Genomic DNA, 15,161 nt, shown 5'->3' with positions numbered 1-15,161 from the left:
CAATTCCCTTTACTTAATTTGAATTTCAAACAGTGCTGCAGGCACATTTTTAGATGGATGAGCGAATTCTAGAATCAAGTGTTGCGTTGTTATAGGCTCTACTAAATCGATTTTATTAATACTTTGATAATTACCCGTAACGTGTGCAATTACCTCACCAGAATCTGTTTTAATTGTATAGGTTTGCACACAATAAGGTACCTGGTCTTCGTTATGCTCCATTAATACGGTTTCTAACGCATGGTCAAAGTCACTATCAAAATAAAGAATTATTTGCCTCATCGTTACTTTTTCTGGCCATACTAACCTTAGGGTTGGCGATGGATCTGCTAAGTCAGCAACCCATGCATTCGTTTGTAGCCAAGGCCTCACAAAGCCGTTAATTACCTGCGTCGCTTGGTGATTATGAATGGCGGGAGATATACCGATTGCCAAATTTTGACCGTTTGGCCGCCGCGCTGGTGTCCAAAATTCAAACTCTTCAAGACCACTATTTTCAGGTACTGTTTGTTTGCCTTTATTTGATACCGCTTTGTGAACTTTATTGAACACAACCATAGTGCCCGTAATAAGCTGCTCTGTGGTAGCAAGCTCTATATCACTGTTTTGTAAAAAACAAATGAACCCGTACTGCATCTCTAAGCTGCAATCACTAAAATCAAATTCGAGCGTACTTTCGCCCGCCGTGACAGACAAACTGATAGTTTTATTTATAACATCTGGCGTATAGTTTTCATGCTTGATACTAGTGCGCAATTGACACGTTAACTCTGTCTCTTTATGAGCAAAAACCGTTATGCTAATTGTTGGTCCTTGGCCTTTTGCAAAAGCAACCAACTGTGCACACGATGAATCTAATTGCATTCTACTGCCGCTAGGTTGAAAACCATTGAACACTAATTCACTCGATGCAGTAATAGAGGCTTGGGCTGCTAAATTATTGTGCTTATCTAAACGGATCCCAGGGATACTTTGGCCATTTAGATTCAGGTTTTGCTGTAACTGTGCTATGTGTTCTGGCTGTAATAGCTCTTTGGGTGTGATATTGAGTTTATTACACATAGCAGCAGCTGCCCCCACCGCTTGTCCGCCGTGTGCGCAGGTGATCATAACTCGTGTTGAACCAAACGCCATATGTGTTGCGCTGATTATTCGTCCTGCATAATATAAATTTTCTATATCACGGCTAACAAAGCAGCGGTACGGTATTTGGTAAACCCCTTTTGAATGATATTGAGAGCAAGGAGGTCGTTCGCTGTATATGCCTTCAGCGGGGTGAATATCAATCGCCCATCCACCAAAAGATACAGCATCATTGAACTGGGTTTGCTCAATAATATCTTGCTGTTTTATCATATATTCCCCTTCAAAGCGCCTGCTTTCGCGTTTTCCAGGAATTGTACCTACCCATTCTAAGGTTAGATTTTCGACATCATCAAACCTGCCGCTATTTTTTATATAGTCCCAAATTCCGTAAACGAGTTTCCAAAGCTCCCATTTGATATCCTCCGTTTCATAAATAGTATCGCGTATTCCGCCAAATTCTATCCACCAAAACTTACAACCAGAGTCACTTCCGGCAATATCTTTACAGCGAGGTATCGCCTCTATTTGTTCATACGAGTAAGCAAAATCAGGAGCTTTGTAACTAATAGGCTGATCCATTTTTTTACTGTAGAAAAATAATGTATGGCCAAGCAACTCCATGTTCTCTTCATCAGATGCTAACAGCTCACCAAACTCTGCTTTTGATTCAGCACCAATTCTGAACCCCGCTCCAGCATTAAACGCAACAAGGCCATCGCCGGTCGCATCACAAAATAACGGCGCACTAATAATGTAATGAGTAGAATTTTGACTGCAAAATGCCTCTACACTGGCAATCTTAGTGCTGTGCTGTTTATTTACATCAAACACAGAGGTATTTAACAACAAGGTAATATTTTTTTCGGCAATCACTTTGTCGAGCAAAATGGTATCGAAAATTAATGGGTTACCATGTCTGTTTAACTTAAGATTATCCAGCATGATCTCATCAATAACCCCACCCTCACGTGACCAGCGATTATTGTTGCCCATATGCGATGTTGCCCCCAACGCCCATAATCTTACTTCACTTGACGCATTACCACCGAGTACGGGACGATCTTGAATTAACACAACCTTGCTACCCGCTCGCGCCGCACTGATTGCTGCACATGTACCTGCTAAGCCACCACCGGCAACAACAAACTGAGTATTTAATTGTTGTTTCTTATTTTCACGTGCAGCTTCATTAAAGTTTTGCTTAATCATAACTCTTGATCTCTTTTTCTTGTTTTTGATATGAGCGTTTATTTTTTAATTCTGGGCTTAATGACTGCGCAAAATAAACACTAGGCTGGTGAGGTACATCCGTAACTTTTAATTCTTTTTCAAGCTCATTTACCATTAAACTACAATCAAATCTGGCTAAAAAACTGTGTTTATTGCGCGCTTGTTTGTCTGAAAAGTGGCACAAGCCCCACTCAATCCCGTTTGATTTGCTTTCACAGTCAAATGCATTGGCAACATAAGGACCTGCTGCAATTGGCATGAGGGATGTCACCGCGGCAATCGAAAAGTTCACCCCATCAGGTGAATATTGAATAGTGTTACTTTCATTGCCATTTCTGATAGTAAAAGCAGCTATTCCTGATTTAAACGGAAAATAAGTAGTTTCGTGGCCTGAGTTTAAAATAGGGTTCAGAGGGTGTTTATCAAAAGGCCCAAAAGGATTATTCGCGGTTGCCAAGCCATTACCCACTAAGTAATCGGGTCTATCTCCGTAGGCGGCTTTATAGTATAAATGTATTTTTCCGTTATAAATTAATAAATAAGGGTCATGAATCGAGAATTGATCCCAACTTCCCGGCTCACCATTTTCAATAATAACCTCGCCATGTGGCAACCACGGTCCATCTGGCGTATCGGCAACTGATAGTGTTACCGGACAATGATCACCTTTCTTACCGCTAGCTTCATTAAAGGCTTGATAATAAAGATAATATTTATTTTCATAAATCAAGATATCTGGTGTACTAACCGAGCGCCAACCTAACTGCGGGTGCTTGGGCCTAGTGACGGCGATACCTTGTTCAACCCAGTCAAATCCATTAATACTGATGGCATAGCCAATTTCGGATAAATCCCAATCAGTGGAGGGAGTCAACTCATTACAGCGCTGCGCCCCTTTTGGTGGGAATTGAGTGCACCGTTTTGTGTACCAAACATAATAAAGACCATCAACTTTGATAATTTTAGATGGGTCGCGTCTTGAAATAGTCCCATCATTATTATGATAGCTAAACCCAGTGAGCTCAGTGTACTTAAAGCTAGTAAATAAAGGGTTGTCTTCCGGACGAGGGGTTAAATAGTTGTCATACAACCTCGACATTGCAGCACTCAATTCTCGTGCTGGTTTTTTAGCTGGAATATCCCATGGATAACTTTGCTGCTTTAATTTGTTATTGCTATTGCTCATTGATACGTACCTTTACTGCCTTACTTCTAAACTTAAAAACTAAAACACCCCCTAATATAAAAATGCCACTGCTTATTACTGTTATTTCGATTTTTCCGGTGGTTGCAATTGCGGCCAACGAAAGCATAATCGCGCCAGTAGAGAGAATACCAAACCCTAAAACTCGAATACCATGATTGTTATCCGCGCTTTTTTCTGGAGTTATTAATTCGGCCGTCGGTTTAATTTGGCTTAATTCGACTAAGTAGTTTTCATAACACGCAGGTGTTTTTCTTTGTGCTCTTAAGTACAACTCAAATACAGTTAGCATCAATACAGGAAATAACACCCCCATCATCATCTCCTGCGCTCTATCTAAGCTAAAATCAAATAACCAAGGACTCACAAACTTAAAAAAAGCATTCACCAGTAAACTAAAAATAGTGGTTATTAAAATCGTTTTCCCAGTTTGATAACGAGAAAAAAGCAACCAAATGGGTGGTAAAAACAACGGTCCGCCAGTGAGCGCAGCCATGGTCATTACCACTTCAACTACACCACCAAGTAAGGGAATTAGTAACGCAACAATAATCGTAATTAGACCGAGTACGCCAGTTGCAATTCGACCGACCTTAACTAGCGTAGCTTGGGAAGCATCTGGTTTTATATTTTTATATATGTCATTACTGATAACACCTGCGGCGATGTTTAAAGACGTGTTAATTGAGCTTGATGTCGCAAATACCATTCCTGCTAGCATTAATCCAAGCATCCCTACTGGCAATACTTCTTTGCACATTTGCAAATAAGCCCCTTCACTTTCAAACCCAACTAGACTGGGGTTCATCGTTCGATAAATCATCGGGGCTAACATCCAAACTACTGGGCAAATAAGATAAAGAATCGCAAATAGTCCCCCAACCTTTTTTGCATCCTTTGGTGTTTTCACACTGGTGAAGCGTTGAATATAAGACCAGTTACCAGCAATAAAAAATAAGTTATAGAGCCCAAAGGCAAAGATAAACTCCCATGAATACTCATCATTTACTAAGTTAAAAAAATCATCAGGTGCTTTGTCGATAAAGTTCTCAATGCCGCCAATCGCCTCAAATGATAGCGGTACCACAATTAATACCGCTGCAGTGAGCACCACAAATTGCAAAATGTCGGTAATTATCACCGCCCATAAACCGCCAACAGCGGTATAGGCTAAGATCAATAGTCCTAAAATGATGACGGTATATTCAAGAGATAAACCCGTAGCGACTTCAACTATTTTTGCCACTGGATATAAAAAAGCACCAGTCGAAAAGCTCGCAATTAAGAGAAAAATATAGGTATAAGTTCTTTGTACATTTAAGCCAAGGCGCTGCTTAATAAATTCGGCTGCGGTTAATACACCGGTTTTCTGCCATTTAGGCGCAATAAATAAAGCAATCAACACCCCTGCTAAACACATAGTCCATTGAATAGTAATCGCCACCCAGCCATGCTTATATGCAATAGCTCCCCATACAACAAATGTACCTGCCGAGAAGAAACTCATAAACAGTGACAACCCACTCATCCACCAAGGTAGCGCACCTCCCGCAGAGAAAAAGCTTTTCATATTCTTTCCAGCAGCAGAAAAACTTAAGCCACACCCAATGATCAATAAAGAAAATATAACGACTACACTTATATCAATAATATGCATAGCCTTAGTCCTCGCTATTTTCTTTTCGGGTGTAGTACCTAACCCAATCTATCGCCATGCTGGTACCATCAATATCATCACTTACAGGACCTGCAATCGCCGCTTTTAAAATAGCTAAACTAAATAACATCGTTGTTTCACTAAAGCAGACATCATTTCTCATTGTGTAATAGAGTTCACCGTCAAAATAAAAATTAAAGTAATCTTTATTCCATTCAAGTCCATAGGTATGAAACTCTTTTGAAAAATCAGCAACGTCAGCGGCATTATATGAGGTGATTTTTTTCCAATTCTCTCCATCGTGATACTCGATGTTGTAATCGGAAATTAAATTGCGATAAGCACCTTTATCAACACCATGCTCTTGCAGCCAACCATTAATAAATTGAATAGCGCCAATTTCATGCGACTTATCCCAACTGAGTTCTAAAAACTTTTCACCATGTTTTTCTGACACCCAGCGTGTTTGCGGATTACCATCAATAGCAAAAGACTCTTCTGATATTAACTTATTAAATAACCCATTCGTTTTTATAGAAACATCGTCAGCTTGCGCTAAATTACTTATATTCTTTATTTTTTCTTCGTCAAATGCATCAGGGTATTGAGCGCTAGGCGCAAAGACTCTAAATTCAGAAATATGAAGAGACGTAGGATTAGTCGATGTTAATCGTATTTTTTTAGTTTTAACTGGCTTGTTAAACTCAACAGTGTGATCAGGCTTGCCGATTAAAGTGTGGTGTAACTGGTTATCACTGTGAGTAACACGGCCATTTGGTAGTGTATAAGTATCGGTCCAATTATGTACGTTGGTATTAATTATATTAGGGAAATGGCCTTCATTAATATCAATCTCGCATGCCTTTAAGCCATCTTTAACCCCTTGTTTTGGCCAAAACCAAAATGAGTTATTCGTGCCATAGGCACCGGCATATTTAAAGCGAGCTTCAAAGTAGCCATAATGAAATGAGCGTTTTGACCAAATATTACCTGTCGTCCAGTCTTGGCCACCTCGAGGTTCTTTCTTCGCTAATAAGTGCAGTATTCCGTCTTTAACTTGTGCATTATCGCGCCAGCGACTACTTAATACCCATGGGTTTTCTGTCGGCCCATTTTGAGAGACCCAGTTTTTATCTAATTCAGCATTCGCATAATTAAACTCATCATTCCACTGTAATTGCCATGTTGAGGAGTCAAGTTCGCGTGGTTGATCAGCACCAGCAAAAAACGATGTGACAACTATTGTTGCCAGCGTACATTTAGAAAATACTTTAAACATGTTTTACCCTTTATTGTTGTTTTATCTAACGAGTTATAAGTTTTATTTCATGCTAGGTATTGTCTTGAGAAATCAAAATGACACAATTTTTATTAAAAAAATAAAAAAGCCCGCAGAAATGCTGCGGGCTTTTTATTAGATTAAAAATTTAGAAATTAATACGGGTATTAAGTCTCAATGTCCGGCCTGTTTTATATGCGTAAACAGTACGTGATTTAGTTGCATCGCCTTCAAGCGGGCTGCCTTCAGAAAACGTTTGGCCACCAGCATTTAAGAAACGACTGGTAAAGTATTGTCTTACGCCTTCATCAGTTACGTTAGCTACCTGTAACGATACAGTCATGTAGTTATTTACTTTATAACTTGCAGAAAAATCGAGTGTTTTACGTCCTTCTTCCCACAGCGATCCGTTTTCCCATGAGCGTTGTACAAGTTGATCTGTAGTGCCTTGATACGCTAAACGAATTTGGTGTCCGTCTTTTTCCCAAAAACCTGTTACGTTGTAGCTGTGCTCTGGTGTATACGCTACCGCTAATGAAGGTAGTTTTACGCTGTCATCAATAGATGATACTTCTTGATCGTACTTACTGTCTTGAAATGTATAGTTAGCCTGCAAGCCGAGGCCCGACCAAATACCAGGTAAGTTATCGTAGGTCTGCATATATTGAAGCTCTAACCCTTTAATACTTGCCCCTTTACCATTTTTAATTCGGGTGGTGTTAAATTTGGCACACATTTGCTCTAAGTCGCCCGAATACATCCACTCTTTTTGATAATCCTGGCCACCTTGAAAACGCTTAGGCATACATTTTTCTAAGCTATCTTGGCCTGCAATAAGTACTAAATCGTCTGGGTTATAAGATTCGCCCTCTTCGAGTCCCACTCCACGTAGGTCATCCATGTAGGTAACAATCGTTTCAGACTCTTCAAAGTTTGTCATGTCTTTATAAAATAATGATGCTGCTAATAATCCCGAATCGTTGAAATACCATTCATATGATAAATCAAGGTTTATTGATTCAAGTGGATCGAGTTTAGGATTGGTAAGCGTAATTGAGTTGTTACGGTTTTCACCGCCCCATTGTGTTTCTCTTACTTTAAAACCAGGACGTAGTGAATCTATTTGTGGACGAGCCATTGTTTTAGATGCTGCAAAACGAATAATGGTGTCTTCACTTTGCAAGTAGTTAATATTGATACTGGGTAAAAACAAATCGTAGTCGTGCTCACCAGTTACTGCAAACGAGCGTAAGCTTCTGTCTTCTGTTGGTAATAAGTTTCCATTTGCATCAAATTTACGCTCGCCATATATCCAGTTTTTTTCGGTTGATACATCAGAATGGCGCCATAACCACCACTCAGATTCATTTGGATTACCACGTACAGCGTTAGGATCATGACACGCGCCTTGAGCAGGAATAGCCACATCGTCTGATTTATCAATAGTGCCTTTTGTGTCGTAGCCTAGACCATCGGTTCTCGACCAGCGTATTTCTTCGTTGTAATCTGCACCATAAAATTGCGTTGCAGCACACAGTGGTAAGCTAGTATCACGCAACTCTGCTAATTTAAATGGGTCCATTAAACGAGCATTATTTGAAGGGTCAAATGCAAACTGTACACCCGATGCACCTTGCACTTCTACAGTCGTTTTTACATAACGCACACCCACATCACCTGTAACACGTCCATCTGCTAATTCGAAATTTAGCTTGGTGTAAAATGCTAAGTTATCTAGCTCTGTATTGCGTGTGTTTGAATCGTCTGTGGCAAAAGCAACTTCTGGACTCCCTAAAGCTACTTCAAATGCTTTAAAAGCCGAAAATCGATTCCACCCGTCGGTTACATTGTCGCGGCCATAACCTAAATCAGCCATAAAATCGTCAACAGGAAACCCTTCACCGTCGGTTATTAAATCACCAGAAATATCTCTTAAACCGCTACCAAGTACTGCAGGTTGGCCTGTTGCAGGGTTTATAACTACAACCCCCTCGCCTACACTATTAAAGGCTCCTTGCTGAGCATCTACATATTTTGTACGTTTTGACCATTTTGCACCAAATTCAATTGAGCGTACATAGCTTGTGTCAAGCACGTAATCAAAATCGACAAAGAGCGACTTTTGTTCATCTTCGACTTCGTTGAGGGTTCTGCCCATGTACGATAAATGCTGCGCTTTTAGCTCATCCGGATTAAATCCCGTGGTGCTGTAGTTATCCCATAGATTTGTTGGGTCACCAAAAGTGTCGTTTTCGCCGTAATCAATTAAGCCGGTGCCTGTAACTAATTTACACGGACCGCCTGCTGTACAGTCATAACCAACAGGCTCCATATCCTCTGGTGGCACATTTACTAAGCTCCATGCACTAATATTGGCAAAATTTTGCAGTGCAACGTACACTGAGTTTTCTGGTATTTGCTGCGTTTTAGAGTACCCAACGCCAGCTTCCATCGAAAATGAGTCACTAAAACCGTGATTCATATCAAGTGAGTAAACTTGGTTTTTATTTTCAAATTCACCTTCTGACTGCACTAAACCACCGTTACCAAAGCGGTTGATAAACTTAGTAAATGTATTCGTTTTTAAATCGATTGTACGCCAGCTAGCTTCAGGATCAGTAAATTTAGCTGTCACGCCAGAAAGGCCTGGGTCTTCACCTTCAACTAAGTTTTTAGTTTCCATTGAGCGCGTATTAATACCATGCATTGAGTTATTAACGTCTTGTTTTGCAAGGTTTGCGTTAAAGTTAAACTCTGTGTTTTCACTTGCTCGCCACTGCAAACCTAAGTTAATACTGGTGCGGTCATTTTGACTATCAAAAAGCTGATAATTAACTAAACGAGGTGTAATACCTACCGCATTTTCAACAACGTTGCCATTTGTATCTGTTGCTAAAGGCGACTGAACTGCTGTCCACTCTGTAGCAGAGTATTGGTCTTTTCGGTATTCGTTAGTCTCTTTAACTGCAGTAAAAACCACGCCAAAGGTATCGTCAAAAAGCTTTTTCGACATCGTACCCGATATTTTATAATTTTCTTTATCAGATAAATCGTTGTACCTGCCTTCTAAAGTCATAGTGGAAATTTCATAATTTAAATCAAGCGGCTTTGTAGTCGAAAGATTGATATTTGCGCCTAGCGAACCCTCTTCATGATCTGCACTCGGTGTTTTTACCACTTCAATTTTAGATAAAATATCGGATGAATACTGCGATAAGTCTACGCCTTGGCTAAAACCTGTAGAACCTAATTGCACACCATTCATGCTAATATTGTTTTGTTGTGAGTTAGCACCACGCACAGATATTCGTGCACCTTCACCATCAACGGATTGTACTGATACACCAGTTACACGCGAAAGCGCATCAGCGATGTTTTGATCAGTGGACTTACCAATGTCTTCAGCGTTTATGGAGTCAACAACGTTTTCAGCAAAACGCTTATCATTAATAGATTTTTTAAGACTGGCGGCTAACCCGCTGACTTCAATTATTTCAATATCGGCTTCTACTTTCGGTTTTTCTTGTGTGCTTTCGTCTTGCTTGGCGTAAACCAATTGTGTTGCAAGTACTGCAGCTGTAATCGCGCTCAACTTGAACGCTTTGTTGATGATTGTCATGTGTGTTCCCTTTCTAAGGTATTATTATGTTGTCAGGTTAATCTTTTGTAAACAATAATATAATAACCAAACAATTGTCAACTGTATTTTGTTAACAATATTTATTTGATTATAAAAAAGCAACTTAATGCGTAAGCATTAAATTGCTCTTAAGTAACAGTGTTAAAGTAAATATTTACACAGAGTTTATCGTCAATAGTTCTAGCCTAATCAAAATTCTTTTATATACGGCCAACCAGTAAACTGCTTTTCTGTTGATGGATCTGTATTCCACTCCCAGCACTCTAATTGATAATATTTTTTTGCATGGTTTATTTTAATAATCCCATAACCTTCACTTTTTAAGTTTCTGTCAGCTAAAAACTTACCCCACGTTGTATTTTGTTTAGCAAAAAGTTTATGCGTAACTTTAGGGTTAGCTGCCGCTAGAACTCGCATTTTATTGCCAAACGTGTCGGTAAAATCACCGGTGTTTTTGTCGTTGTTTCGCTGATTTGGTAAAGGTGCGTGGGGTTCAAACCATCGCTGCCAAAATGCTGCGCTAGCTGGGCCTGCAAAAAACAAGCTGCCATCATCAAAAGTATTGATTCCTTGATAGGCAAGCAATCCGAGGTGTTGATCTCCCGCAATTACTAATGCGTTAGCGTCACTTACTAGTTTTACTGCGCGTGTACGCCCATCAGCCGGGTAGCCATTTGCATCGTAATCTATTAATGCTTTGCCATTTTCATCGGTTTGAGGCGACCCCCACATGGAAGCTGTAATACATATTTTAGGTTTACCCGGGTGCATAGTTTGCCAGTCTTTTAAAAAGGCTTCTTGGCGTTTACCTAATAACTCACCCGTTGTGGCAAGCTTATTCGCTTTGTAGTCAGGTGGCGTTTTAAATTTACGATCCTCAACCATCGCAAAACTAATACCACCATATTCAAATGCAGCATAACTAACCGGAATATCATATTTTATCGGTGTGGGATCATAAGGGTCCGGATTATGCCCATTTTGCATACGGTAGATCATTCTAACAAGGTCTTTGTCCCACTTATAACCGCCGTCTTCCTCTTTTAGCATATCGGAGTGATCGCCACCATCGCCCCACAAGTTACCTTGCAGCACATCATGGTCATCAACTAAAACAAGTGTAGGCTTATCTTTTATACTATCGGCAAACGCCCAGTACCATAAGTACCATTTATATAAGGTATCTAGTTTGGCATCTTTGGTGTGGCGACCATAGCGAGTCGGGTATGTTTCGTAGTACTGATCGCCACAAAAGACATACATATCAGGGTTGTGGTAATTAGCATTTTCTACAAGTTCAGTGTGAGGAAATAAAATATTGTCTTTGGTGTAACGTCCTAAATCGCGCTCGTTACTAATAAGGCGTGTGTAATGTGTGTTGTCTAAGCTTTTAGAAGTAGGAATAATACAAGAGTACAATGCAATCGTAAATTCTTTACTACTTTGTGGGTCCTTAGCAATAGTTCCAGAATATAAAGTGTCATCAGGCTTTTGTGGGTTAACAATTCTGTATTGAGCTTGTTTTAAATAATCCCAATTACTTAATCTAAACCTTGCTACAAAACCATCTTCAATTTTTGCTGTACTTGCATATTGCCAATCCGATTGGTTTTCAAACTGATATTGCAGCTCCACGCGTGAGAACTTTTTAATATTAATAGGCATTAACTGACAAGATAGCTTGAGTACCTGCTGATTAACGCTATACATACACCCCATAACGGGGCCTAAGGTATTGGCATTATTTAGAGTTATTTTACCTCCACCGGTTTCAATATCACTAAACCCCCAACGAGCGCCTGCTACAAAAGGCTCTGAGGAGCTTAATAACGAAATACCTCCTTGCAGTTGATCTGCGGGGACTTTGTGAAGTACTGCAAATCCTAACTCCTCGGCAGTATTTGTGTTACTTGCCACAAGACGAATATCAAAATGGTTTGCATCTATTGGGTCTAAATGGCAATCGAGTGTTATTTTATCGCCGCTTTTATATTGTTGTATATTAAATGGAGTACGATTAATAATAGTAAAATCAAGGGCTTTGCTTTCATCATCAAACTGTCTAAATGATAATTTACCTAAACTGTCAAAGGCCGCAATTATTCCGCCATTTTCGCCACCAGCTCGCTGCGCTAAAGCAGCACCTTTAGCGGTTAGCTCACCTTTACCAATCCCTAATAAAAATCCACAAAAGCCTTTTTCGTTCGGCGTTAAATTACGTACGGTGGCTTTTATACGCCCACTTTGTAAAGAGCTATTAAGCTGCCTAGTGAGTAACGATACGGTACGCGCTTCAAAATCTTTTTCTTCTCGAGTACATAATAGCTCATTACCTATGCGTTGCCAGTCTTGAAGTCTGTTCCCCCAAAAATGCTTACCGAGCCACACTTGCTTGCTTAAATTTGTATTATCTAATGGTGCAGTTGAGGTTAAGTCACCTCGGTATGATGCAAATAAGCCGCTGCAACCACCTAACATACTTGAACTTAGTAGGCCGGCGCTGAGTTTTAAAAAACCTCTGCGTTTCATTTTAGTTACCTTTATTATTGTGTGTTAATAAGACGCCTTGTGTAGACAGTGTTTTTACGTAAGGGGGTTATACATTTGGGTAGCCATTAGGGTTATTACTTTGCCAGCGCCACGTGTCTTTCATCATGTCTGCAAGGGTATACTTACATTGCCAGCCTAAAACACCCTGAGCTTTAGATGAATCAGCCCAAAAAGCAGCTAAGTCGCCATCGCGGCGCTTTACAATGTCAAAGTTAATATCAACTCCGGTATACTCAATAAATGCTTTTACTATGCCAAGCACAGAATAAGGAGTACCAGTGCCTAAGTTAAATGCTTCATATAAGCTGTGGTGTTGCTCGCCAAGCCATTTAAGGGCTTTAATATGACCATTGGCTAAATCACTAACGTGTATATAGTCACGCTCACATGTACCGTCTTCAGTAGGGTAATCGCCTCCATAAATGGCTAATTTGTCACGTTTACCTACAGCAACTTGAGCAATAAAGGGCATTAAATTGTTAGGAATACCTAATGGATCTTCCCCTATTTGGCCGCTAATATCTGCCCCAATAGGATTAAAGTAGCGTAAGCTTGCTACTTGCAAACCAGTATTTGAGGCTACTATTTCTTGTAGTATTTGCTCAATCATTACCTTTGTTTGCCCATACGGGCTTGCTGCACGCCCTAGAGGTAAACTTTCGGTATAAGGCATCGAGGCGCCTTGTCCATAAACTGTAGCTGATGAGCTAAACACGAGTTTATTAACATTATATTTAAGCATGCATTGGCATAAATTTAAGGTAGACACCAAGTTGGTATAATAATACTCAAGTGGTTTTTCTATGGATTCGCCTACCGCTTTTAAACCTGCAAAGTGAATAACTGAATCAAATTTATGCTCGCTAAACGTGGCAGACAACTTATCGTTATCAAGTAAACTGGCGTGAATAAATTCAACTTTTCGCTTTGATAACGCTTCTACGCGAGTTAGCGATTCACGACTCGAGTTACTTAAATCGTCTATTACTACTACGTCAAAACCATCTTTTAATAAGCTTAAAACAGTATGGCTGCCAATATATCCCGCGCCTCCTGTTACCAGTACTTTTTTCATTAGATTGTCCTTATGCTCTTATAAGTGATACACCAGCTGAAGGTACGCTTGTGTAAATCGTTTCTTTTAATCCTGTTTGTTGCTCGTACTGCGTTTCAATAGCACTAATTACATTCTCTACCAAAAAATTAGGAACAAACGCCACTACACAACCACCAAAGCCACCGCCCGTCATTCTTACGCCGCCGTGTTCATTAATTACTTTTGCGATAATATTCACAAGAGTGTCGATTTGGGAGGTGGTTATTTCGAACAAATCCCGCATAGAAGCATGGCTTTGTGCCATTAGTGTGCTTAGTTTGGCGATATCGTTATTAGTAAAAGCTTGCATAGCTTCTAATGTGCGCACATTTTCATACACTATATGCTCAACACGTTTAGCTACACTTGGGTCAAGGGTATGCTTTTTACTTTCGTACTCACCAATACTTACTTCCCGCAAGCTCGGTTTAGACAAGGCTTCTGCTCCTGCATAACATTGTTCTCGGCGTAAATTATATTCACTATCTAGCAAGCCACGTTTAACGTTTGAGTTAACCATTAAAATGGTCATCTTTGGGTCAATACTCACTTCAATTAAATCAAGTGAGCGGCAATCTATACCCAATGCTTGTCCTTGCTGACCACACGCCGATATGAGCTGATCCATAATTCCACAGTTGCAGCCCACAAAATTGTTTTCAGCGGCTTGTGCAATTTTGGCTATATCTTTGCGCTCAATAAACAGTTCGCATAAGTGATTAAATGCATAAGCAATACCTACCTCAAGTGCAGCCGATGAACTCAAACCAGCTCCTTGCGGGACATTACCTGTGATGCATATATCGCAGCCACTGAGTTTATGATTTCGTTTTTGCAGTTCATCAACTACGCCGCGAACATAATTACTCCACGTTTGCGTACTGTGGCTATTAAGCGGTTTATTTACTAAAAAGTTGTCGGTTTGGTTATCGCAATCAAGTGCAAGTACATTTACTACATCGTCAGTTCGAGGTGACACTGCAATGTAAGTAGCGTATTCAATGGCACAAGGCAGTACAAAACCGTCATTGTAATCGGTGTGCTCACCAATTAAATTAACACGCCCTGGGGCTTTGACAACAAAGTCGGCATCGCGTCCAAAGTGGTTTGAAAAAGCTAACCGTGCGCTTTGTTCAACATTCATTTAGTATTCTCTTTATAATGCGTTAGTGATTGTTTCTTCAAAATAGTGGCAGCTTGCTCGGGTGTAATATCACGCTGTGCTTCGGCCATCATCTCGTAACCAACCATAAATTTTTTAACACTGGCTGATCGTAGTAATGGCGGTAAAAACTGCGCATGTAATTGCCAAAATAAGTGGCTTTGACCATCATAAGGCGCGCCATGCCAGCCCATAGAGTAAGGGAACGAGCACTGAAACAAGTTGTCGTAACGAGTTGTTATATTTTTAATAATTTC

The 15,161-nt window shown here is 40.1% G+C and carries 9 protein-coding genes; all 9 read right to left on the bottom strand.

What is annotated here, in order from left to right; genetic code table 11:
* Positions 1 to 9: 9 nt before the first annotated feature.
* Positions 10 to 2,295, bottom strand: coding sequence for an FAD-dependent oxidoreductase (locus tag P20429_RS10605; RefSeq protein WP_007583013.1), 2,286 nt, complete (start codon positions 2,293 to 2,295; stop codon positions 10 to 12).
* Positions 2,288 to 3,502, bottom strand: coding sequence for a family 43 glycosylhydrolase (locus P20429_RS10610; protein ID WP_007583011.1), 1,215 nt, complete (start codon positions 3,500 to 3,502; stop codon positions 2,288 to 2,290). Before P20429_RS10610 ends, P20429_RS10605 begins: the two co-directional genes overlap by 8 nt.
* Positions 3,492 to 5,177 (bottom strand): sodium:solute symporter family protein, encoded by a 1,686-nt coding sequence (locus P20429_RS10615; protein ID WP_007583009.1) that lies wholly within the window; start codon positions 5,175 to 5,177, stop codon positions 3,492 to 3,494. The genes P20429_RS10610 and P20429_RS10615 overlap by 11 nt, the downstream gene beginning before the upstream one ends.
* Before the next feature lie 4 nt (positions 5,178 to 5,181).
* A complete protein-coding gene (locus P20429_RS10620; protein ID WP_007583007.1) occupies positions 5,182 to 6,456 on the bottom strand; it encodes a family 16 glycosylhydrolase in 1,275 nt (424 codons plus the stop codon).
* A gap of 148 nt (positions 6,457 to 6,604) precedes the next feature.
* A complete protein-coding gene (locus P20429_RS10625; protein ID WP_007583005.1) occupies positions 6,605 to 10,075 on the bottom strand; it encodes a TonB-dependent receptor in 3,471 nt (1,156 codons plus the stop codon).
* Between the two features lie 210 nt (positions 10,076 to 10,285).
* Complete coding sequence (locus tag P20429_RS10630; RefSeq protein ID WP_007583002.1) at positions 10,286 to 12,625, bottom strand: alkaline phosphatase D family protein; 2,340 nt, start codon at positions 12,623 to 12,625, stop codon at positions 10,286 to 10,288.
* A 67-nt stretch (positions 12,626 to 12,692) separates the two neighbouring features.
* On the bottom strand, positions 12,693 to 13,721 hold the full coding sequence (gene galE / locus P20429_RS10635; protein ID WP_007583000.1) for a UDP-glucose 4-epimerase GalE: 1,029 nt from the start codon (positions 13,719 to 13,721) through the stop codon (positions 12,693 to 12,695).
* Positions 13,722 to 13,731: 10 nt separating this feature from the next.
* Positions 13,732 to 14,886 (bottom strand): galactokinase, encoded by a 1,155-nt coding sequence (gene galK / locus P20429_RS10640; RefSeq protein ID WP_007582997.1) that lies wholly within the window; start codon positions 14,884 to 14,886, stop codon positions 13,732 to 13,734.
* Positions 14,883 to 15,161: galactose-1-phosphate uridylyltransferase (gene galT / locus P20429_RS19455; protein ID WP_033026718.1), on the bottom strand; the 279-nt coding region annotated here is incomplete at its 5' end. The genes galT and galK, both read right to left, overlap by 4 nt.

Source organism: Pseudoalteromonas sp. BSi20429 (assembly GCF_000238895.1).
In the GTDB taxonomy this organism is placed as follows: Bacteria; Pseudomonadota; Gammaproteobacteria; order Enterobacterales; family Alteromonadaceae; genus Pseudoalteromonas; species Pseudoalteromonas arctica.
The sequence above is the reverse complement of the archived record's forward strand: the minus strand, read 5'-3'. Positions and strand labels throughout refer to the sequence as shown.